20 protein-coding genes, 1 tRNA gene and 1 pseudogene are annotated in these 21,766 nt (G+C 54.6%); 8 read left to right on the forward strand and 14 right to left on the reverse strand.

The window, feature by feature from the left end; genetic code table 11:
* Positions 1 to 45: 45 nt before the first annotated feature.
* From M8T91_RS11275 to M8T91_RS11325, 11 genes are all read right to left on the reverse strand, one after another.
* Complete coding sequence (locus M8T91_RS11275) at positions 46 to 1,071, reverse strand: DNA polymerase III subunit delta' (protein WP_301414262.1); 1,026 nt, start codon at positions 1,069 to 1,071, stop codon at positions 46 to 48.
* Positions 1,072 to 1,143: 72 nt separating this feature from the next.
* Entirely contained in the window at positions 1,144 to 1,767 is a 624-nt protein-coding gene (gene tmk / locus M8T91_RS11280) for a dTMP kinase (protein WP_301414263.1), read from the reverse strand.
* Positions 1,768 to 2,829, reverse strand: a complete 1,062-nt coding sequence (gene mltG, locus M8T91_RS11285) for an endolytic transglycosylase MltG (protein ID WP_301414264.1) — start codon at positions 2,827 to 2,829, stop codon at positions 1,768 to 1,770.
* Complete coding sequence (locus M8T91_RS11290; RefSeq protein WP_301414265.1) at positions 2,826 to 3,596, reverse strand: aminotransferase class IV; 771 nt, start codon at positions 3,594 to 3,596, stop codon at positions 2,826 to 2,828. The genes mltG and M8T91_RS11290 overlap by 4 nt, the downstream gene beginning before the upstream one ends.
* Before the next feature lie 45 nt (positions 3,597 to 3,641).
* Positions 3,642 to 4,883 (reverse strand): beta-ketoacyl-ACP synthase II, encoded by a 1,242-nt coding sequence (fabF, locus tag M8T91_RS11295; protein WP_301414266.1) that lies wholly within the window; start codon positions 4,881 to 4,883, stop codon positions 3,642 to 3,644.
* Between the two features lie 192 nt (positions 4,884 to 5,075).
* Positions 5,076 to 5,312, reverse strand: a complete 237-nt coding sequence (acpP, locus tag M8T91_RS11300) for an acyl carrier protein (protein ID WP_020415205.1) — start codon at positions 5,310 to 5,312, stop codon at positions 5,076 to 5,078.
* 224 nt (positions 5,313 to 5,536) lie between these two features.
* Positions 5,537 to 6,292: a 3-oxoacyl-ACP reductase FabG gene (fabG, locus tag M8T91_RS11305; RefSeq protein ID WP_367317715.1), complete on the reverse strand. Its 756-nt coding sequence runs from the start codon at positions 6,290 to 6,292 to the stop codon at positions 5,537 to 5,539.
* 45 nt (positions 6,293 to 6,337) lie between these two features.
* Positions 6,338 to 7,282, reverse strand: coding sequence for an ACP S-malonyltransferase (gene fabD / locus M8T91_RS11310; RefSeq protein ID WP_301414267.1), 945 nt, complete (start codon positions 7,280 to 7,282; stop codon positions 6,338 to 6,340).
* A 46-nt stretch (positions 7,283 to 7,328) separates the two neighbouring features.
* Positions 7,329 to 8,375: a phosphate acyltransferase PlsX gene (gene plsX, locus M8T91_RS11315; RefSeq protein ID WP_301414268.1), complete on the reverse strand. Its 1,047-nt coding sequence runs from the start codon at positions 8,373 to 8,375 to the stop codon at positions 7,329 to 7,331.
* Between the two features lie 3 nt (positions 8,376 to 8,378).
* Complete coding sequence (rpmF, locus tag M8T91_RS11320; protein ID WP_301414269.1) at positions 8,379 to 8,570, reverse strand: 50S ribosomal protein L32; 192 nt, start codon at positions 8,568 to 8,570, stop codon at positions 8,379 to 8,381.
* Positions 8,571 to 8,644: 74 nt separating this feature from the next.
* On the reverse strand, positions 8,645 to 9,187 hold the full coding sequence (locus tag M8T91_RS11325) for a YceD family protein (RefSeq protein ID WP_301414270.1): 543 nt from the start codon (positions 9,185 to 9,187) through the stop codon (positions 8,645 to 8,647).
* A gap of 107 nt (positions 9,188 to 9,294) precedes the next feature.
* Between M8T91_RS11325 and M8T91_RS11330 the strand changes: the two genes are divergently transcribed.
* The gene (locus M8T91_RS11330; protein WP_301414271.1) at positions 9,295 to 9,909 is read left to right on the forward strand and encodes a Maf family protein; all 615 of its coding nucleotides are present in this window, start codon (positions 9,295 to 9,297) and stop codon (positions 9,907 to 9,909) included.
* On the opposite strand, the gene M8T91_RS11335 is transcribed toward M8T91_RS11330, so the two are convergent.
* Complete coding sequence (locus M8T91_RS11335; protein ID WP_301414272.1) at positions 9,884 to 10,528, reverse strand: HAD-IA family hydrolase; 645 nt, start codon at positions 10,526 to 10,528, stop codon at positions 9,884 to 9,886. The genes M8T91_RS11330 and M8T91_RS11335 overlap by 26 nt on opposite strands.
* Entirely contained in the window at positions 10,528 to 11,529 is a 1,002-nt protein-coding gene (gene rluC, locus M8T91_RS11340) for a 23S rRNA pseudouridine(955/2504/2580) synthase RluC (protein WP_301414273.1), read from the reverse strand. Before rluC ends, M8T91_RS11335 begins: the two co-directional genes overlap by 1 nt.
* A gap of 801 nt (positions 11,530 to 12,330) precedes the next feature.
* Here rluC and M8T91_RS11345 point away from each other — a divergent pair.
* The 5 genes from M8T91_RS11345 (at position 12,331) to M8T91_RS11365 (ending at position 17,760) form a co-directional block, all read left to right on the forward strand.
* The gene (locus M8T91_RS11345) at positions 12,331 to 15,285 is read left to right on the forward strand and encodes an Rne/Rng family ribonuclease (RefSeq protein ID WP_301414275.1); all 2,955 of its coding nucleotides are present in this window, start codon (positions 12,331 to 12,333) and stop codon (positions 15,283 to 15,285) included.
* 162 nt (positions 15,286 to 15,447) lie between these two features.
* Positions 15,448 to 15,535 (forward strand) — tRNA-Ser (locus M8T91_RS11350).
* A 249-nt stretch (positions 15,536 to 15,784) separates the two neighbouring features.
* Positions 15,785 to 16,201, forward strand: a complete 417-nt coding sequence (locus M8T91_RS11355; RefSeq protein ID WP_301414276.1) for a hypothetical protein — start codon at positions 15,785 to 15,787, stop codon at positions 16,199 to 16,201.
* A gap of 100 nt (positions 16,202 to 16,301) precedes the next feature.
* Positions 16,302 to 16,517, forward strand: coding sequence for a hypothetical protein (locus M8T91_RS11360; RefSeq protein ID WP_301414277.1), 216 nt, complete (start codon positions 16,302 to 16,304; stop codon positions 16,515 to 16,517).
* Between the two features lie 80 nt (positions 16,518 to 16,597).
* Positions 16,598 to 17,760 (forward strand): IS3 family transposase gene (locus M8T91_RS11365; protein ID WP_301413877.1). Its coding sequence is split into 2 segments (ribosomal slippage): positions 16,598 to 16,853 and positions 16,853 to 17,760, totalling 1,164 coding nucleotides; the frame shifts between segments, so codons are not numbered across the junction.
* 962 nt (positions 17,761 to 18,722) lie between these two features.
* Here M8T91_RS11365 and M8T91_RS11370 read toward each other — a convergent pair.
* A complete protein-coding gene (locus tag M8T91_RS11370; RefSeq protein ID WP_301414278.1) occupies positions 18,723 to 20,336 on the reverse strand; it encodes an ATP-binding cassette domain-containing protein in 1,614 nt (537 codons plus the stop codon).
* Between the two features lie 195 nt (positions 20,337 to 20,531).
* Here M8T91_RS11370 and M8T91_RS11375 point away from each other — a divergent pair.
* Positions 20,532 to 21,023, forward strand: a pseudogene (locus tag M8T91_RS11375) (transposase family protein); the annotation flags it as partial.
* 522 nt (positions 21,024 to 21,545) lie between these two features.
* The gene (locus M8T91_RS11380; protein ID WP_301414279.1) at positions 21,546 to 21,674 is read left to right on the forward strand and encodes a hypothetical protein; all 129 of its coding nucleotides are present in this window, start codon (positions 21,546 to 21,548) and stop codon (positions 21,672 to 21,674) included.
* Positions 21,675 to 21,766 lie beyond the last annotated feature (92 nt).

Below are 21,766 nucleotides of genomic sequence, written 5' to 3' on the forward strand. Positions count from 1 at the left end.
TGTCCAGAATACACATTTTCTCTGACTCAGGATGGGGGCCGGTCTCTAGGAAAACAGCCTCGCCCAGCGAATCATGAGTTCCTCAAGGAGGAGGCGGCGGTTGGGATTTGCTCCCCCCATCAATCCTCTGCGCGCCTGAGCAAGGAGGTCGTAGCATCCAAACAGCGGTCGCAGACTTTCCTCCCCGGTGCCGGGCAGTCTTTGCAACAGGGCCATCACCTGGGCATCCCCACTTAAATCACAGCTGCGCATGTGCACCATCTGCGCAAGCCATTGCTGCCAGAACTGTAAAAGCTGGTCCAGCGCCGTGTGCTCGGGGGGTGCCTCCCAGCGGGCGGCCGCAGTAACGGCATTGACGCTTCCCTGAGCCAGGGCGGTCAACTCCTGCAGAAACTGTTCACGCTCCGCTCTGGCTTCCGTTCCAGCCAGAGCCGCCGCCATAAGTGGTGCCCCACCGGACAGAGCCAGGGATCGTCGCGCCACAGCGTTTTCGAAGCCGGTGTTTTCCAGCCACTGCAAAGCCATTTCCTCCGATGGCGGCGGAAAGACAATCGACTGACAGCGGCTGCGTATAGTTGGCAGCAGGCCCGAGGGCGAGCCCGTAATCAACAGGAAGATGACCGACGGCGCCGGCTCCTCCAGGTTTTTCAAAAGCGCATTGGCCGCATTGATATTCATCGCTTCCGCCGGCGCCAGCCATACCAGCCGCGCACCTCCACGCCCGCTGGTACGTGCGACAAAGTTACCCAGTTGGCGAATTTGCTCCACTTTGAGGGCTCCTCCCGGCTTCTCAGGCTCCAGTCGCAGAAAATCCGGATGAGAACCCGCCTGCCAGAGCCGACAATCCCGACAACCGCCACAGGCCTGTCCGTTACGCGGCTGTTCACACAGTACCAGGGCAGCAAAAGCCTCGGCAAAGCGTCGCTTGCCCAGCCCCACCTGGCCTGTCAGCAACAGTGCGTGCGGACAGCGCCCTGCCCGCCACTGTATCCCGAGGCGCCGCCACTGCTGAGCCTGCCAGGGTAACGGGGAGGGAATGGAAGTCTGTTCAAGTGTTTCAGATACGGACATTTGCCAAGTTCATATTAAAGGGAAACCGCCATCCGCAGGCAGCACTTTTTTTCAGGAGAGCCTAACACGCAGCTACAACAAGTGTGCCAGTTCCTGCCCCAGCGCTCTCTGTACCTGTTCCAGGGGTTGACTGGCATCGACGATGGCATACCGCCCCGGGAAGGCCTGTGCACGCGCATGATAAGCGCTGCGCACTCGATGGAAGAACGCCAGGTGCTCACTCTCGAAGCGATCTGCCACCCCCTTTCGGCCAGCGCGCCGCAAACCAGTTTCCGGGTCCAGGTCCAGCAACAGTACTTTGTCCGGGCGCAAGTCGCCCTGCACAGCCTGCTCCAGTTGCTCAATTCGTGTTCTATCGAGCTGGCGGCCACCGCCCTGATACGCATAAGTGGCATCCGTAAAACGATCACAGACAACCCAATCACCACGTTGCAGTGCCGGCACGATCACTTGGGCCAGGTGCTGGGCCCGTGCGGCAAATACCATTAACAGTTCAGCCATCGGGTCCACCACTTCCTCGCGCCTGGTGAGCAACAATGCGCGCAACTGTTCTGCCAGGGGCGTACCCCCGGGCTCCCGGGTCTGCACAAATGGGATTTTGCGATCGTTTAACCATTGGGTAATAAACTGCAGGTTGGTGGACTTGCCAACGCCTTCCACCCCCTCCAGAGTTATGAATTTTCCGCGCGACACCATTTAATTTCCTTCTGCCGGGCTGGAGCGATAATCTGCTCGCCGCTTCAGCTGATACTCCCGCACTGCACGGTTATGCTCTGTCAGAGTTGCTGAAAAGTGGTGGGAGCCATCACCCTTGCCTACAAAGTAAAGGCTTTTGCCCGGCTTGGGGTTGAGCGCTGCGCGAATGGCCGCGCGCCCAGGCAGGGCTATAGGCGTTGGGGGAAGCCCGTGGATGACGTAAGTATTATAGGGGGTCGGCTGGCGCAAATGCGCGCGGGTAAGATTTCCGTTGTAACCCTCACCCAAACCATAGATCACCGCAGGGTCCGTCTGCAGCCGCATACCCCTGTTCAAACGGCGCACGAAAACTCCGGCAATTTGGCCGCGCTCGGAAGGCTGACCGGTTTCTTTTTCGATTAGCGAGGCCATGATGAGGGCCTCATAGGGGGATTTGTAGGGAAGCTTGTCTCCCTTCGCCCGCCATTCTTCGCCCAGCACCTGCTGCATGCGTTCATAGGCCTGCTGCAGCAACTCGATATCCGTGGTGCCTGAGCGATACACATAAGTGTCGGGGAAAATCCAGCCCTCGACCGCGCCTTCTTCCAGGCCGAGCGCTTGGGCTGCAGCATGTACCGTGCTGCCCGCTGCAGATTTCACGATCTTATGCTCCGACCTGATCTTCTGCAGTGCCTGGCGAAACGTCCAGCCCTCCACAAGAGTAACCCGGTAGCGCATCACCTCACCGCGGTGCAGGCGGGAAACCAGGTCTATAGCGCTGCTGCCTTTGGGCAGCAGGTATTCCCCGGGATGGATATCGGTCTTGCCCGCCCAATAGGCATAGGCGAGCACAAGACGGGGCCAGTGGATAATGCCATCGCGCTCAAGGTGCCTGAGCGCCCTGGACAAGCTGCTGCCCTTTTCCACTTGGAACTGCCACCCGTTTTCCTCTATCGGCAGTGCAGCGGTCAAGGTGGCATTCGCCATCCACAGCGATAGCGCCGCCAGCAGACACACCAGGAAGAACCCACCAAATGTGGCCTTACAAAGCTTTGCGAGGACACTGGGTCGCTTTTTCTTCACCACAATTCTTCCACAATCAACTGCTGCAATCTTCGCGCACCGGCGCTTATTGACCAGTTCTTGATACCAATAACCTCTACCACCGGGAGCACCCCCCGGACACTGTTACACAGCACTACCTCATCGGCGCTGCTGAGTAGTTGAATATCCATATCCCGCTCCTGCCACCTGACCCAATCAGAAAGCCATGCACGCATGACTCCCCGGACACCACAGCGTTGCAGATCCGGGGTCACCCAGGTCTCGTCGAAACGTGCCAACAGGTTACAGCGCAGGCTTTCTATTACCCTGCCAGCGCTATCGAACATCAGGCCGTCCAGTCGCTCACCCGCCGGCAGTTCAGCTTTAGCTGCATTATATCGGCTGCGAGACAGGAATTTGCAGCCCGAATTCATCAAACCAGAAATTGGCAGGCGTGTGTTGCAAGGAAACAAGTGAACACCGAGTTCCGCCTCCAGAGAGCACATCATCGGAAAAAAGGACAGATCCCAGCATCTGTCACCGCCAACAAGACCAATACGCAAGCGGGCGACCGCTTCTCCCCGGATATACCGGGCGGCCAGATGTGGGATGCAACGATCGATTTCATTGAGCAGGTCCCGATTCAAAGAGGCGCAGCGGATCAAGCGGTCCCGGTGCAGTGGCCACAACGGCAGGCTGCCGCTGTGGCAACGCATGGTTTCGAGGATGCCCTCTGTATAGTCACTGTCGGGGGCCAACCGGGGCACAGCCCGCCCCCGCAGGAAGAGTTGTGGTAACTGGAACATCCTTCCCCCAGCGGAGCGTGTCCGCCCCCTGTTCGGGCGAGTGCATCAGACTCGCTTGAAGATCAGCGACCCGTTAGTGCCACCAAAACCAAAGGAGTTTGAAAGCACCGCGTCTATCACCATGGACTGGGGCTCATGGGGAACAAGGTTCATACCGCGACAGACATCGTCCGGGTCATGCAGGTTGATGGTAGGCGGTGCTACCTGGTCGCGCAGAGACAAAACGGAGAAAGCCGCTTCTATTGCACCCGCAGCCCCGAGCAAATGACCCGTCATCGACTTGGTGGAACTCACTGCCAACCGACTGCTTGTATCCGCAAAGATACAGCGCACCGCCTGAATTTCAGCCCTGTCACCCAATGGCGTTGAGGTACCGTGAGCGTTGATGTACTGAATGGCATCCGCATTGAGTCCGGCATCTTTGAGCGCATTTTGCATTGACAGTGCCGCACCTGCACCGTCCTCGGGGGGAGAGGTCATGTGGAAGGCATCGCTGCTCATACCAAAACCGGCGGCTTCTGCATAAATTGTTGCCCCTCGCGCTCTGGCCCGCTCGTACTCCTCCAGTACCAGCACGGCAGCTCCTTCCCCCAGCACAAAACCGTCGCGGTCTTTGTCCCAGGGTCGACTGGCGGATTTCGGATCGTCATTGCGGGTCGAAAGTGCCCTCGCTGCGCAGAATCCACCGAGTCCGACGGGTGTTGTAACCATTTCGGCACCGCCACATACCATGACATCTGCGTCGCCATATTGGATTGCGCGCATGCCCAGGCCCAGCGCGTGCGTACCTGTTGTACAGGCCGTGGTCACAGCGAGATTCGGCCCCCTCAGGCCATACTTAATCGACAAATTGCCCGCGACCATATTGATAATGGCGCCCGGCACAAAGAAGGGGGACACCCGGCGCGGCCCTTTTTCAGCAATCAGCATGCCATTGTTTTCAATGGCCAGGATGCCCCCCATGCCGGAACCGATACAGGTACCCATGCGCGGTGCGTCGCACTCATTGACTTCCAGACCACTGTCTTCCACCGCTTGGATACCCGCAATCAGGCCATATTGCAAAAAGGTATCCATTTTGCGTGCATCTTTGGCGGGCATATAAGGGGTGGGATCAAACGCTTTCACTGTGGCCGCAAAGCGGGTAGAAAAAGCGGAAACATCAAATGTCTCTATCGGAGCTGCACCACTGGTCCCTGCGAGAATACCGGACCAAGTCTCTCCCAAGGTATTACCCAGCGGGCTGACACCCCCCATTCCGGTTACTACCACTCTTCTGTGCGACACTCTGATTCCCCCGAAGCTCTTGCTGCCGCCGTAGATTCCAACCCAGTGGAGAGAACAACCCCCGGCCAGCAGTCATCATTCCATGGTGCGAATAAAAAGAGAGCCGCGCTATGTAACACATAGAACGGCTCCCGGAGTCGCTTGGCCAAGTATCGAAAGGATACTGCCAGCGCCTAAACTACCCAGCAGAAATTAACCAAGGTTGTCCTTGATGTAATCCATTGCCAGCTGAACAGTAGTGATTTTCTCAGCTTCTTCATCGGGGATTTCGGTCTCGAATTCCTCTTCCAAAGCCATTACCAGCTCAACTGTGTCGAGCGAGTCCGCGCCCAGATCTTCAACAAAAGAGGCTTCAGGCTTGACATCTTCTTCCTTCACGCCCAATTGTTCAGCAACGATCTTTTTAACGCGCTCTTCAATGCTGCTCATGATTCAATTTAACTCCTAGTGGGTAAAAATCTGTTTTGGTCGCTATTGTTATTTCACCAAATCCAACCATTGGTGACAACGACCGGCTCACACAGCTTCTGGATAATTCAGAGGCCATTGTACCCCAAGTTTTTGGGGATGTAATGCACGGCCCTTCACCACCTTCAGAAAACAAGCATATACTTTTGAAATCAATAAGTTATAAAATTAATTGCAAATGCTGGTCAAGTCATGTACATGCCGCCATTGACCTGTATTGTCTCACCGGTGATATAACCACCGGCGTCACTCGCCAGGAATGCCACCACAGACGCAATCTCTTCGGGCTGGCCAAGTCGACCGAGAGGGATCTTTTCCAGGAGTGTTGCCCGCTGCGCCTCAGGCAACACTTTGGTCATATCGGTATCAATAAATCCGGGCGCAACGGTATTGACTGTAATACCGCGAGAGCCGATTTCCGCCGCCAATGAGCGCGCAAATCCTGCCACGCCGGCCTTGGTAGCGGCATAATTACTCTGGCCCGCATTTCCCATACTGCCTACAACAGAACTGATATTGACAATACGCCCCCAGCGCGCCTTGGTCATATCGCGCAAGCAGGCCTTGGTCATACGGTATACGGCGGTCAAATTTGTTTCAATCACTGAGTCCCACTCATCATCCTTCATGCGCATCAGCAGGTTGTCCCGGGTGATGCCCGCATTGTTGACCAGGATAGTAGGCGCACCAAAATCACTTTTCACGGCAGCGTGCAATTGTGTGATGCTCTCCGACTTGGTGACATCGAGAACCATGCCAACACCGCTGAAGCCTTTTTCGGCAAAGCGCAGAGTGATTTTCTCAGCGCCGGCAGCACTCGTGGCAGTACCAATGACCGTGGCACCCAGACCGCCCAACATATCTGCCGTCCCCGCGCCAATACCCCGGCTGGCTCCGGTAACCAGGGCGACTTTGCCCGCTAGGGAAATCTGTAACGTCATAGTGGCTTTGTCCTTGTGAATAGTCGCACCGAGCTTTTGTACGGTCTATGCCGCAGTGGATCTCAGGGCTTCATTAAAGCTGTATGGATTATCAACAGCATGGCAGGTAATGTTGCGATCGATTCGCCTGACCAGTCCAGCCAACACCTTGCCGGGCCCGCATTCAATCAACTGCGCCGTACCATCGGCGATGATTTTTTGCGTACAGGCGGTCCAGCGTACAGGGTGATAGATTTGCTCGATCATCAGGGCCTTTATTGCCGCCGGATCTGATTCTGCTTGTGCATGCACATTGTGCACAATGGGAATTTCAGGTGTATCAAACTGCACCGCTTCAATCTGGGGCGCAAGTTTTTCGGCAGCGGGTCGCATCAACTCGGTGTGGAAAGGGGCGCTAACCGGCAGAGACATGGCCCTCTTGGCACCCGCCGCCCTGCAGGCCTGTATCGCTCTCTCCACTGCAGCGCTATTGCCGGCAATCACAACCTGACCGGGAGAGTTATAATTCACAGCAGCAACCACTTCGCCCTTTGCAGAACCAGCACAGGCAACTTCCACTGCCTCATCATCCAGACCAATCACTGCTGCCATGCTTCCGCTGCCCAAGGGTACAGCCTCCTGCATCAGGCGACCGCGTTCACGCACCAGGTGCACCGCCTCTTTAAAAGCCACAACACCGGAACAGACCAGTGCCGACCACTCCCCGAGGCTGTGGCCTGCCATACGGCCCGGCAAAGCGCCACCGCGCCCGCGCCAGAGACGATACAGGGCAACGCTTGAGGTCAAAAGCAGGGGCTGGGTGCGCTGGGTGAGATTGATATCCTCCTGCTCGCCATTTTGACAGAGGTCCCAGAGGTCGTACCCCAAAACTTCCGAAGCCTCGGCAAAGGTGGCCGGGATTTCGGGAGCCTCCAAGGCAATCTCGGAAAGCATCCCAATCTTCTGGGATCCCTGCCCCGGAAAGACAAATGCAAGTGCAGCATTGGTCATAAGATATCCTTAAACCTAAGTGGCAATTATCAGCAGAGGCTATTTCCTACCCTGCTTCATTCGGGTTCCGCGCGCCGGATTGCGCCAGAGCTGCATCAACCCTGGCGGCAAGATTGGCATCGGCGCACTCCTTGGCCGTTACCAGCGCCCGGTAGAATGCCTCGCTGCTGGCCCCGCCGTGACTCTTGATCACATTGCCTTTCACCCCTACAAAACTGGCGCCATTATAGCGGGCAGGCTCCAGCTGTGTACGCCATTTTCGCAACAGTTTTATGGCCAATTGGCCAAAAAAACGCTTGAAATATCCCTTTTTCTCGATGGTGAACACTTTTTGACCCATTAGTCGAATCACGCCTTCAGCGGACTTCATTGCCACATTCCCCATCAAACCATCGCAGACAACCACATCCACGGCCCCGGTAAAAATATCGTGCCCTTCCACAAAACCCACATAGTTAATCCGGGGATCAGTCTCAAGCAGATTTGCGGCTTTTTGTATCTCGGCTGTTCCCTTGTGCGCCTCCGCACCGATATTGAGCAGGGCCACCTTGATGTCCTCGCGGGCAATCGCCGTGTGGATATGCTGCGCCTCAATGCCCATCCGTGCAAATTGCAGCAGGTCTGTTGCATTGCAGTCCACATTCGCCCCGAGATCCAGAAGATAGCAGGAGCCCTTACCCGAAGGCACAGACTTACCCAGCGCCGGCTTTCGAACCCCGTCAATATTACCCAGAATACTGCGGCTTAGCGCTAACAGTGCGCCGGTATTGCCTGAGGTGACAACGGCCTGGGCATCACCACGGGCAACCGCCTTCAGTGCCAGGGCCATTGTGGACTCACGCCTGTGACGCACAGCCTGCAGGGGATTGCATGCCTGGGTGATCATTTGTTCGCAGTGAATGATCTCAAACCGATCGGGGGAACTCTGGCGGTACTGCCTGGATAGCTGAGCCGCGAGCACGTTGCGCGGGCCAAAAAGCGTTAAGTGCGCCTCCGGGAAGCTCTGAAGAAATCGGATGCAGGCCGGAACGACAGAGCGGGGACCTAAGTCCCCGCCCATCGTATCCACGGCCAATCGCAATCGGTTGACCAAGACTTACTCTTCTTCGGTGCCGCCGGTTGCGATCACCTTGCGGCCACGGTAGAAGCCATCTTTGGTCACGTGGTGACGGCGGTGCTTTTCGCCAGTCGTCGGGTCTACCGAAAGCGTTGTATCGTCACCCAAGGCGTCGTGAGAGCGGCGCATACCGCGACGGGAACGAGTCTTCTTGTTTTGTTGAACAGCCATTACCAGCTCCTAAAATAAACAGATTTCGCTGGAACCGGGGCGCCTACCGGCGAGCCCTAACCCATCGGGCCAATCTACGACTTGCCCGATGAACCCTTCAATTGCTCCAGCACTTTAAAGGGGTTTTCCCGTTGCCCACCCGCTTCGGTATCACTCTCACCAAACTGGAAATGCCCCTTGGGGACACACTTCTCCTGATGATAAGCCACCATCGGCAGATTGAGCAGAATTTCATCCTCGAGAATCTGGTACAGATCCAGCTCATCGCCGCCCTGTATCACTGGGTCCAGGTCTCTGGGGAGAGACTTGCCCTGCGCCTCGGACCATACAATACCCCAGTAAAATGGCGCTTCCAACTGCTCGCGTACCGGGTGCAGACAGCGCTGACAAAGCAGCTCGACAGTACCAGTGACTCTACCGCGCACAGTAAGGCGCCCTTGTAGGTCCCGCCCAAATCGCAGTTCCGCTGAAATTGCGCCATCAATAGACTCTACCGCACTATTTAGCCGCTCAAGGGCATCCGGCGGCAAAATGCCGTCGAGAGACTGCTCGCGTTGCGCCAACTTTCGCGCGTCAATACACTTCGGTAACAATGATCTAGAGGGGTCTGTCGGCATAAGCGCGCAATTCTATGGACTCACCCCACCCTTGTCAAAGCCATTGAGGCACTGCAGTATCCCCCGAACTTAAACCGCAACCGGACAAAAGTGGAGACACGGTAAGCATGGCCCAGCCCCTGATACTCGCCTCAAGTTCTCCCTATCGAAGGGCCCTGCTCAGGCAACTGCAACTCCCTTTCCAGTACGCCGCCCCCTTAACTGATGAGGAGACGAAACCCGGGGAGAACGCTGGCACCCGGGCCCTGCGCCTCGCCGAAGAGAAAGCCCGCGCCCTGGCCTGCACATATCCGCAGGCCCTGATTATTGGAGCGGACCAAGTGGCCGAATGCAGCGGCCACATCCTCCACAAACCGGGCTCCCGGGAGCGCGCCATAGCGCAATTGGGCACCTGCGCCGGCAAACGAGCCACTTTCCATACAGGCTTGTCTGTCCTCGACAGCGCAAGCGGCAGGCAATCGACCTGCCTAGAAACCTATACGGTCTATTTTCGCCCACTCAGCAAAGCACAGATTGAACGCTACGTGGAACTGGAGAAACCTTACGACTGCGCGGGCGCATTCAAAGTGGAGGGACTGGGGATTACGCTATTTGAAAAGCTGGAAGGTACCGACATCAATACCCTGGTGGGCCTCCCGCTGATCCGTCTAACAGACCTGTTGTGCGAGCACGGTATGGACCCACTGGCACCGCCTCTCAAGACACCAGGGGCGGCCAGCTGAGCAACTCGGTGAAGCGGTGGATAATGGCTTTGGGGCCACATTCCCGCAAACGCGCCGGACAATGTACACCGTAGCTGACCCCGACGGAGGGCATGCCTACCGCCGCCGCCATCTCCAGATCGTACACTGTATCTCCCACCATGACCGCCTGTCCAGCGGAGCGGCCTGTCTCCCGCAGCAGTTCCCGCAGCATCCTCGGATCAGGTTTGGAGGCCGTCTCGTCTGCGCAGCGGCTCGCTGCAAACAGGTGCCCCAGACCATGCTGCTCAAACTCGCGATTGAGGCCGCGGCGGCTTTTGCCCGTGGCCACTGCCAGCTGATGTCCAGTGCAACGCAATTGATCCAGGGTATTCAACACCCCGTCAAACAGCGGCAGGGGCTCGGCCCGGGCAGCCAACCACTCCTCGGAATACAATTGACGCAGCGCCTGTTTTTCCTTAACACCGGCATCGGGCAACAGTGCCTCCACCGCCTCCGGCAACCCGAGCCCGATAATATCGCTCACCGCCTCTGCAGCAAGCACTGGAAGCCCCACCCGCTCAGCAGCGCGCTGCATGCACCCCACGATACGGGACTCGGAATTACAGACAGTGCCATCCCAGTCGAGAATAACCAGCATCAGCCCATTTCCTCGCGCAATCTCTTCAGCAGTGCCCCCAGTTCATCGGGTAACGGCGCCGCCACAACTACCTTTTCCCCATCGGGGAGCTGACAACCCACAGAGGCGGAATGCAGAAAGAGACGCTTGAGGCCCAGGCTGCGAAACCTTCGGTTCACGTCATCTGGTGTGTACTTGTCATCACCTGCCAGTGGACAACCGACAAACTGCGCATGTACCCGGATCTGATGAGTGCGACCCGTCACCGGTTTTACCGCAAGCAGGGTCGCCGCCCGAAAGCGCTCCAGCACCTGAAACCGGCTCACAGAGGGTTTGCCGTCGGGATGAACGGATACCATCCGTTCGCCGCTCTTAAGAGTATTCTTGCGCAGGCAGGCCTCTACTACCCGCCGGCTGCGCGGCCATTTACCCGCAGCCAGCGCCAAATACGATTTATCCACGCGACCACTGCGCAGATCAGCCTGCACATGCTGCAGCACTGCGCGTTTGCGCGCCACCATGATCGCACCACTGGTATCCCGGTCCAGGCGGTGTACCAGCTCAATAAAGGGGCTTTGCGGATAGATCTGGCGCAGCACCTCAATAAGCCCGAGCCGTATACCGCTGCCGCCATGCACCGCCAAACCCACAGGCTTGTTGATAACCAACAGCCCATTGTCATCGTAGAGAATCGACGCTTTCACCAGCTGACGCAGTGATGCCCCCGCCAGCGGGGCAGGCGCTGTGTCGGCCACGCGTAGTGGCGGCACGCGCACCACATCACCCGTCTTTAGCTTGTATTCCGCTTTCACACGCCCTTTGTTTACTCTGACCTCCCCCTTGCGCAGGATTCGGTAGATCCTTGAACGGGGCACCCCCTTGAGGCGTGCCAGAAGGAAGTTATCGATCCGTTGCCCCGCCAGCTCAAGCGGCACAGTCAAAAATTGCACGCCACCAGAGGGAGTCCAGGTACCAGAGGAATTGTCGGCCGCAGCCAACTTAAAGGAGGGTGTACTTCGCATGGCAGGCATCATAGCGTTGCAACTGGGACAATTGAAGCACTCTTCTGTCCATGCTATATTCAGGCAGACCGGATTCGGCAGGTTTTCGACTGTTGGCATCTTGCCACTGTAAAAAACAGCTCTGTTTTCAAAGAAAATATCGCCGTTCGGCCGGTGCGCGGAAATGCCGCGTTATCGATAACAACCCAGCCGGTGAGGCGTTACCCAGCATTGCAAACCCCTGGGGCCTCATCGTAAGTAACAACCCGCAGTTGCGCGGGTATTTATCGCGAAGGTAAGACGGGCCGTGACCCGCAGCGCTTGAAAGGACGACTCATTAACTTGCGTCCCATTCTGTAGCAGATAACGCCAGCGACCGCACTGGCTACCCGGGTTTCTCCGCTTACGCAGACCCGGCGCACAAAATATAGAACTGCTGGTCTCGGTCAAAAGCCGCGCTACACAACCAGCAATGTTGACGCAAACCTTGCCACCCCGCCTGAAACTGACCGACGGGTGGCACCCGACCCAGCCATGCAAGCCCATGGTACGGGTACCGGGCAGTACTCACAGAAAGTACTGAAGGAAAAATGGTACAGAAGGTACCAATGGATCACGTGGCAGCAGTGCGTATCCAGAGTTTTTGCAGTGCCAGAAAGGGTGCACACTGGTTTCAATCAGCCGCACAGATCGAATCAGCGGCAGAGCATAGTGCCACCCTTGTCCCTGCCCCGCCATCTGGTCCTCTCCTCTTGGCGGCCCACAAGCAAGCCTGTGAACAGCGGTTGTCCTCCTTTGCGTAACGCAAGGAAAACGACACGCATGAAGAGAATGCTAATCAACGCAACCCAGCCAGAGGAGTTGCGTGTTGCCCTGGTAGACGGCCAGTGGCTCTACGATCTGGACATTGAAAACCGTACCCGCCAGCAGAAAAAAGCCAATATCTACAAAGGCAAGATCACCCGTGTGGAGCCTTCCCTGGAAGCTGCCTTTGTCGATTACGGCGAAGAGCGCCACGGCTTCCTTCCACTAAAGGAAATCTCCCGCGAGTACTTCCTCAAGCACGAAGGCCGCATCAAGATCAAGGATGTGGTTAAGGAGGGCATGGAAGTCATTGTACAGGTAGATAAGGAAGAGCGCGGCAACAAGGGCGCAGCGCTCACCACCTTTATCAGCCTTGCCGGGCGCTATCTGGTGCTCATGCCAAACAACCCCCGCGCCGGTGGTATTTCCCGGCGCATTGAAGGTGATGAGCGCTCTGAGTTGCGCGATGCCCTGGCCAGCGTGGAAGTCCCTTCGGGCATGGGTATTATCGTGCGCACCGCTGGTGTCGGCCGCAGCAGTGATGAACTGCAGTGGGACCTGAACTACCTGCTGAAGCTGTGGGCAGCGATCAAAGAGGAAGCCGACTCCTCCAAGGCGCCACACTTCCTATTTCAGGAAAGCAACGTCATTATCCGCGCAATTCGTGACTACATGCGCGACGATATCGGCGAAGTGATTGTCGATGACAAAGGCGCTTACCAATTGGCAGCGGAATTCGCCCGCCAGGTCATGCCCCACTATACCAGCAAGGTAAAGTACTACGAAGATGCTATCCCGCTGTTCAACCGCTACCAAATCGAAAGCCAGATAGAAACCGCCTTTGAACGGGAAGTAAAGCTGCCCTCTGGTGGCTCCATCGTGATTGATGTCACAGAAGCGCTCGTATCTATCGATATCAATTCCTCCCGCGCAACCAAAGGGGGAGATATTGAGGAGACTGCCCGCAATATCAACCTGGAAGCGGCAGATGAAATTGCCCGCCAATTGCGCCTGCGCGATATGGGGGGCCTGGTTGTTATCGACTTTATCGATATGCAGAGCAAATCCAACCAGCGCGAAGTGGAAAAGCGCATGGAGAAGGCCCTAAGCATGGACCGCGCCCGGGTCCAGGTTGGCCGAATCTCCCGCTTTGGCCTGCTGGAAATGTCCCGCCAGCGCCTGCGCCCCTCTCTGGGTGAGACCACTTTCCGGATCTGCCCCCGCTGCAGCGGTCAGGGCACCATTCGCGGCACAAAATCCCTGGCGCTCTCCATTTTGCGCCTGGTGGAAGAAGAGGCCAAGAAAGAGCGCAGTGCAGAGATTCGTGCGATCACGCCAGTCAATGTCGCCACATATCTGCTCAACGAAAAGCGCAAAACCATTTCGCAGATCGAATCCCGAAATAATACCCGTGTCGTTGTCGTGCCCAGTGCGGAACTCGAAACTCCACACTTTGAAGTGCAGCGCCTGCGCGATGACGACACGGCCACTCCGGAAACCTCCTATAAAATTTCCGGCACTGTCGAAGAGGTCGCTACCAGAAAAGAGGAGAAGCCCCAGCGCACAGCGGTTCAACCCGCTGTACAGCAGATCGCACATACCGCTCCGGCACCCACCCCGGAACAAAAGCTCGAACCCGGTCTGCTCAGCCGTTTGATTAACGCCATTGCCTCTCTCTTCTCAAGCGGGGAAAAAGCGTCTGACAAACACAAAAAATCCAAACATCGCAGCAAAGGTTACCAGCGCAATCGCAATCAGCGCGGTGGCCGCAGCAACCGCAATGGGCGTCCCGCACGCCGCAAGGATGACCGCCGCGAGGACACCAGACAAGAAGACAAACGCCAGGGGAAGCAAACCGAGGAATCCGAGACCGGTTCAGGGCGGGGCGATGGCCAACGCCGACGCCGTCGCCGTCGCAGCCACGACAACCGTGGCCAAGACGACAACCGCTCTACAATTACTGATACCAAAGCTGAGCAGGCTGGTGAAGCCACGGGGCAACAACAGAAGCCGGCACGCCGCCCAAGCAATGTTCGCGGACGCCCGCAGGCACGCCGCCGCGGCCGCCGTGGAGAAGTTGCCACAGCCGCAACCCAAGGCCAGGAAGAACTGAACCGCGAAATCAATGAAGCCATTGACGAAGCGGAAGGTGAAGCCAAAAAGTCACAAGCCATTGCCAATAAAAACCGCAGTGCAGCGCCGCCTGCAGCCCAGGAAACCAGATCCAGGAGGCGGCACGAGCGCCAGCCCAAGACATCAAAACCCGCACCTCAAACAGAGCAAGTTGCGCAGGTAGCAGAGGTTTCAACAAGCCCTCACTTGATGGAACAACCTGAACCCACAGCAATACAAAGTGATACCGCCAGAGGAAATAGAGCCAAGGCCGAAACGGCATCTACACTCGCAGAACCGACGATCACTATTGATACCGAAAAGCAACCGATCCCGGCAGCATCTGAGGAGCCGTCTGTTGCCAACCCAATGGCAGAAGCACAGGCTCCCGGCAAAGTGGAAATAGACACTGCTGTTGAGAAAGCGGTTGCCGAAACACCAATAACAGATCCCTCTCCGCTGGAGAATGCTTCTGCTATTGAGCCGGTGGATGTCGAAGAGATTGCCTTAAAAGAAGCCAATGACGCCGCTTTGTGGGAACAGCGCGATGCGGGCGACGGCGCCCAGGAAGCCGTGTTGGCCGCGGAAGCTGCGGCATCGGAAAAAGCACCCTCCCCAGCACTGCAGGGCCGCGCCGGTAATGATCCCCGGATCAACCCCAAGCCGCTGCACGAGCTTTCGATTGTCACAGAACACCATAAAATGGGTCTACAGCAGCCGCTGGACACAGATCAGCCCGCTGCCGTCGAGCACAGCCCGCGCACCCTGCCCCGCCCCACCAATGATCCCCGTGTGAGCCAAGGGGAAGCGCAGAATCATGCCGATACCGACATCGGCCGCAACTCAGCAGAGGCCAGCTGAGCACACAGGGTAAAAGCCACCTGCCCCTGGAGGTGGCTTTTACCCGTGCAACGCTGTGGCAAAAACTGTCCAACAAATCGTCTAACTTATTGAACTATTTGAAAAAATTTATAATGATGCTTGTATCCAGCCAGGAGCCAGGTATAATCCCGGGCACAAATTGGTGGGGTGGCTGAGTGGTCGAAAGCGGCGGTCTTGAAAACCGTTGACTGTAACAGGTCCCAGGGTTCGAATCCCTGCCCCACCGCCAGTAAAAAATCTTTTAAATCATATAGTTAAAAGATGCAAAAAGGCGCAACCAAATATCTTGGTTGCGCCTTTTTTCATTGAGGTGTCAACACAAAAATATCTCTTACTGCCAGAGACGCGCAAAGTGCATGTGCATATAGCGCCCCTCCCCCGCTTCTCAGCCGATTTATTAGCAAGCAAAGCCGACTGAAAGAAAAAGAAGCCAGCTGCAGTAAGAAAAAGCAGAAGTGCCATTTGAAAAGGAGTTTATATGGCGGGCTATAAGCTAAACATGCGCGAGGAGCTAGAGCGCAGATATACCGAACTCAGGCGGCAATCAATCCAAATGGCTTATGAAGCACTGGGCCTGCCGGATACCCGCCTTGCACTTGTCGATAGCACTTCCTATGCCGCTTTCCAACACTGGGAAAATCACCCTAACAGGAGGGTTAATTGGGACTGGCCTTCTTCTTGGATATGCTGGAAACTTAAATTCCCTAAACGATTTGAGGCTGCCACTTGGGCTGGCAATCGCTTGGTAGGCTTTGCCATGGGGCGCCCAACCTATCACGCTACAGGGCTAAGACTTGACTACATCGAGAAGTCACCAGAAGCAGGGGAGCCACATTTAGACCTAACTTATTTGGCCTATACGCCTATGCCACTCTTCTTGGTGCCACGCATGTGAAAATCATGCACCCCATAAATAGTGATGTCCGAGATTACTATGAACACAAGGGGTTCCAGTACGACCCCAAAAGCGACAGCTGTATCCGGAGAATTATTTGATGAATGACAAAATCAAAGACTTCAATACTGCTCATGATGAGAGGCTCAAAGGGCTTTCCAAAGAAGAACGAGCAAAAGCTGGGCTAAAGAAGCTGGCTCAACAAATGAGAAAAGAGAAAGGCAAGATCAAAGAGCCTAAAGGCTTGGCGTCCGGCAAAAGTGACAAAGACAGAAAGATGATCATTGATCTCGATAAGGACCATGACAATGAGTAACAAGCCGCTAACTGTAGTGGTCTACTAAACCCGGACACCATTTTAGGTGGTAAAGTCGCCACCTGAGTTAGAGGTGTTCAATGAGTAGACAACGTCGTTCCTTCTCCCTGGAGTTCAAACTGGATGCTGCCCGCCTGGTCGTAGATCAAGCTTATTCAGTACCTGAGGCCGCCCGTTCATTGGATGTGGGTACCACCGCCATCCGCCGATGGGTGAAACAGCTTGAAGCTGAACGTAGCGGGAAGACACCTGCGAGCAAAGCATTTACCTCCGATCAACAAAAGATCCAAGCGCTTGAGGCCCGGATCAATCGCCTGGAACGGGAGAAAGAGATACTAAAAAAGGCTACCGCTCTCTTGATGTCCGACGAGATGAATCGTACGCGCTGATAGACCGATTAAGTGAGCAAGAGTCCGTCGAAGTGGTCTGCAAAGCGTTTGATGTACCTCGATCATGCTACTACGAGTACAAGAGCAGAAAAAATAGCATTGATGTATCGAGGGTTCAGCTTTGTGCCAGGGTCAATGAAGTCTTCAAGCGTAGCCGCAGTGCCGCTGGTAGCCGAACAATTGTGGGGATATTCAACAATCAGGGCATCACAATCGGGCGCTTCAAAGTGCGCAGGCTGATGCGCGAAGCTGGTCTGATCTGCAAGCAGCCGGGCTCTCACAATTACAAAAAGGCAACGGTTGAACGGCCAGATATACCGAATGAGCTTGATCGAGAGTTCAATGTGGAAATGCCAAATCAAGTCTGGTGTGGCGATATCACCTACATCTGGGCTGGCTCTCGCTGGTGCTACCTGGCTACGGTGATAGATCTGTACGCCCGCCGTACCGTCGGTTGGGCGATTTCAGAGCAGCCGGATGCGGCTCTCACGGTGAAAGCTCTGGAAATGGCCTGGGAGCAGCGAGATAAGCCAAATGGTGTCATGTTCCACTCGGATCAAGGTAGCCAGTATGGGAGCCGTCTTTTCAGGCAGCGGCTATGGCGCTGCCGGATGAGACAGAGTATGAGTCGTCGTGGAAATTGCTGGGACAATGCTCCGATGGAAAGACTGTTCCGCAGCCTGAAAAGCGAATGGGTACCGTTTCTTGGCTACGCCTCCATCGCAGAGGCAAGCCGGGACATCAGTCACTATCTGATGACCTACTACAATTGGGAACGTCCCCATCAGCACAACGATGGTATACCACCCGCAAAGGCGGAAGAAAAACTTAACTTACTGTCCGGAAATAGTTGACCACTACAAACCGACAAGGAAAAACAGTTCACTGTTCTACCTAATGAAGCAGACCCAAAGAGTTCATACACAAAGGCAAAGAAAGCAATCTCCAAGGCATTAGCTGAAGTAAAGAAAGGTAAAGGCACAAGATAACTGCCTGACCAGCGCTGCCATTACAAATCAAGCCAGAGCGCGCCAGCCCTAGCTGCAAAGATGCTCCTGTCGCCCTCTTCCCTTGTAGCCCGTACCAGTACTCTGAGGTTCTGATCAGTGAAAAATCTGTTCAAAGCGCTTCAATACCTTTCATTTTGTGAAATCTCCACTGGCTGTAGACCCCGCACCAGCTCAGGCCCTAGCCTCTTATGCCATTTCATCAACTAAAAGAGCGCCCAAAACCGGCAGGCGTGGGGAGGAGTGACCTGCGGCCCTCTTCTCTGTGCAATTAACGATCAATTACGCATTATTGGTTTAATGGATCCTTTTCTAATTTTTGGGATCATATTGCATCCTAAAAGCCTATATTGGATTATCAATCGGAACACTTTCAGACCAGTAAAAATTAACAGGATTTTCATAATTATATTCTTCATAGCCCCCCTCTAGAGTAGCCAATTTGATTGACCATTGGATTTGAAAATGATTTTCTTTAACAGTGTGACTGTCATATTCATCTGACCTTAGTCGTATATGCAAGCATATAGAACCGACGCAGAGAATAGGAAGGATATCTACTTCAAACAAGGTGCTGTGCCCGATCTTAGACTTGGGAATGGGTATTCACAAAAATTGGACAGCCCAAGAGATGCGAAAAGGTCACTATTACCAGAAAATCTTGGGTTTAATTCATCGCAATTTTTATCTGGCACTATTTTTGTTCTCTTGGGTAATTGGAAAACCTGGTTGATCTTTGCGTTGGCACTCAAAAGTAGAGCTCAGGTGAACAACGGAAAATATGGTTTATCGCGAGACAGTTCTTCCTGTCAAAGTGACTCCAAGCTCCAGCCTTGTTCAGTAGCAAGCAAGAAATCTGTTAGTTCGAGGTTTTCCAAAAATGAGTCATCATGCGATACTATTACCAACGTACCTTGGTAACTACGCAACATGATTTCCAGTGCCTGTATCGAGGGTAAATCAAGGTGGTTGTTCGGTTCATCCAGCAACAGTAGCTGCGGTGGTGAATCGGCGTAGAGTATGCATGCTAGAGCCCCCTTTAGACGCTCTCCACCGCTCAGCGATCTGCTGGGTATTGCTATTTTCTGCGCATTAAGGCCTAGTTGCGCCAAACGCATGCGAAGATCCCCTTCGATAGCTTTACGATTGGCTAATTGTAGCTGTGCGAGTACCGTCTTATCCGGATCAAGATTCCCTAACTCCTGGTTGAGGTATGCATTCTCGGAGGTCACCTTGCATGACCCGGTCAAGGGCTTTAGTTGGCCCGAAAGCACACGAAGCAACGTGGATTTGCCACAACCGTTCGGGCCGACAACACCTATACGCTGTTGCCCACTCAAGATCAGGCTGATGGCACGAGTTGATGTAGTTACGTAAGGTAGCTCTACGCGATCCAACTCTGCCACACGACGTTTTACGGATTGGGTGATTGCTATTGCATGCAGGATTATTTGTGACTCATCTTCAACTTGCTGCGCTGCTTCGCGCACATGTTGGTTTAGTTGCGCTCGAATAGCGGCGTGTTTCTTACACAACTTGCCTGACGATGTTTCGCAACGCTCTTTTTGTCGATCCAGCAAGCTCTTAGCTTGGTTGGCTATTTTACCTTGTCGATAGCCCCGTGCTTGGCGTCGCTCTTGGCGTTCACGCTGCTTCCGCGCAGCTTGCTCCTGACGCTGGCGTTCAAGCTTGCGCTCATTGAGATTCTGTAGGGCATGCTGCCGCTCGTGTGCCTTAGCCTCGGCATAAAATGAGTAGTTTCCCCCGTAGCTGTGCAGTCCCTGAGATGATAATTCCACGATGCGTTCCATGACTTCCAGCAATTGCCGATCATGACTGACCACAATCAGCCCGTGCGGCCACCGTTGTAGTTGTTCGATCAGTGCTTGACGATTCGGTCTGTCGAGATGATTGCTCGGCTCATCAAGAATCAAGAAGTCTGCATCCGAGAGCGTGGCACCAATCAGGGAAACTCGCACCGCCTCACCGCCGCTCAGAATGCCGGCAGGTGTATCTGCCACAAGGTGGCCCAAGTTGTTGTGTTCAAGCTCATATTGAAGTCGCTGGTGTATGTCCCAGTCATCCCCTACGGCATCGAAATCCTCCGATGCCGTACTGCCAGACTCGATCCGTGCTAGTGCATCCAGTGTACGCTTTACTCCCACCAAGTCGGCCACTGTAGAACCATCAGGATATATCACTTGCTGGGCAAGATAATACACGCTGCCGGAACATTGACAGTACCCGGAGGTTGGTTGTAACAACCTAGCCAGTATGCGTGCCAGCAAAGTTTTTCCCACACCATTACGTCCAACCAACCCCGTTGAGCGCAGGTCAAACAGTTCATTAAGGTCGGAAAAAAGAGTTCTGCCGTCTGGCAGCACGTGAGACACGTCTTTTAGTACGAGATGGGTATTTGTCATGGGCTATTTCCAAGATGCCAAGTACTCCCCCTGCTACTGGGGGCTGGTGGAGACTGGCCGTTATAACAACGGCGGCATCAATAGCGCATTGGACAAATACCTCATATTGAAGGGAGCTGGCGAAAGATCATACAAGAATTTACAAAATTGGACAATGCAAGAAATTCAACTAATTGAACCATCGTACTCAGATCTATGACTGAAATACTGAATAACATCCTGCCTCTGCTTAATTACCAAGTGTTGGGTTGCCATTCCACCGACGACGAAATACGCCACCAGGTAGCCGCGCTCAATCCCATTGCTTGCGAGGAATGCGGCGTGCAGGTCGAGTTCGGGCAGTTCGGCAAGCGTGATGTTCCCTACCGTGATCTGCTCCTCTCTGGTAAGCAGGCCACCCTTTAGGTGGTCCGCCGCCAGTTTACCTGCTGGGCCTGCAAGATCACCTTCAGGCCCCAGCTATCGGAGATGGTGGACGGCTACCGCATGACGCTGGACTGCATGAGTACGTGGAAAAAGAACCCTTTAACCACCCCCTACACTCTCATAGCAGCTCATGCCGGGCTGATCAAAAAGACGGTATGCGACATATTCGGCGCCCGTGCTGAGCTTCTGGGGTGCAGGCACCGATTCGGTGAACCCCACATTCCGGGCATCGACGAGCTGTACCTGAACAAGCGCTTCAAGGGGGGAGGACCAAGTGGTTCAAGGAGACAAATGCGCTATTTTTACAGTTAAAGCATTATTCAGAAAAAATTTCTAGGAAGATGTATTTTCAAGATAGATAATTGTATAATAGGTAAGATTGCACACAAGGCTCAGGCTTTTTGATATGAGGATACATTGCATTAAATGTGAGCCCAAAGCAGTGATCACCGTAACAACAGGATAGTTCCCAAACTCACACAGCTATATTGCGCCTGTAAAAATCAGGACTGCGGACACACCTTTGTGTGTGATGTCGGTTTCTGTCGCACCATCAATCCACCAAAAAATAATCAACACGCCTTACTTAAAAACTGGCTATTGACACTGCCCGCAAAGGACCGTCTGACTTTGTTTGAATCCTTAAACAAGCATTAATGACTACTCACAACATGCCAGCCTGCGATCAACATTATTGTGTAGGGGTGATGGAAAGCTCACGCATTTCGTGATGGCGTAATATTCTACCTAACCGAACAAAATATCCATCAGATAATCTACGGTGTGCTGAAGTATCTGAGCGCACTGCAGTCCCGTTTTGCCGAACTCAACGAATGGATCGGCGAAGCGGTAGTGCAGTTCCAGTCCTACCAGATCGACAGCGGCAACGAGCCGCACGCCCAGCCCGCCTAAGTCACGCTCACCTCTTTGACTCCCTGGCCACCTTGTGCAGTCTTTTTAATTGTAAGCGGTACGTAAATCCTATTGTTCATAAAAAGAATGAA

Origin of the sequence: Microbulbifer sp. MI-G, from assembly GCF_030440425.1 — a bacterium.
Classification (GTDB): domain Bacteria; phylum Pseudomonadota; class Gammaproteobacteria; order Pseudomonadales; family Cellvibrionaceae; genus Microbulbifer; species Microbulbifer spongiae.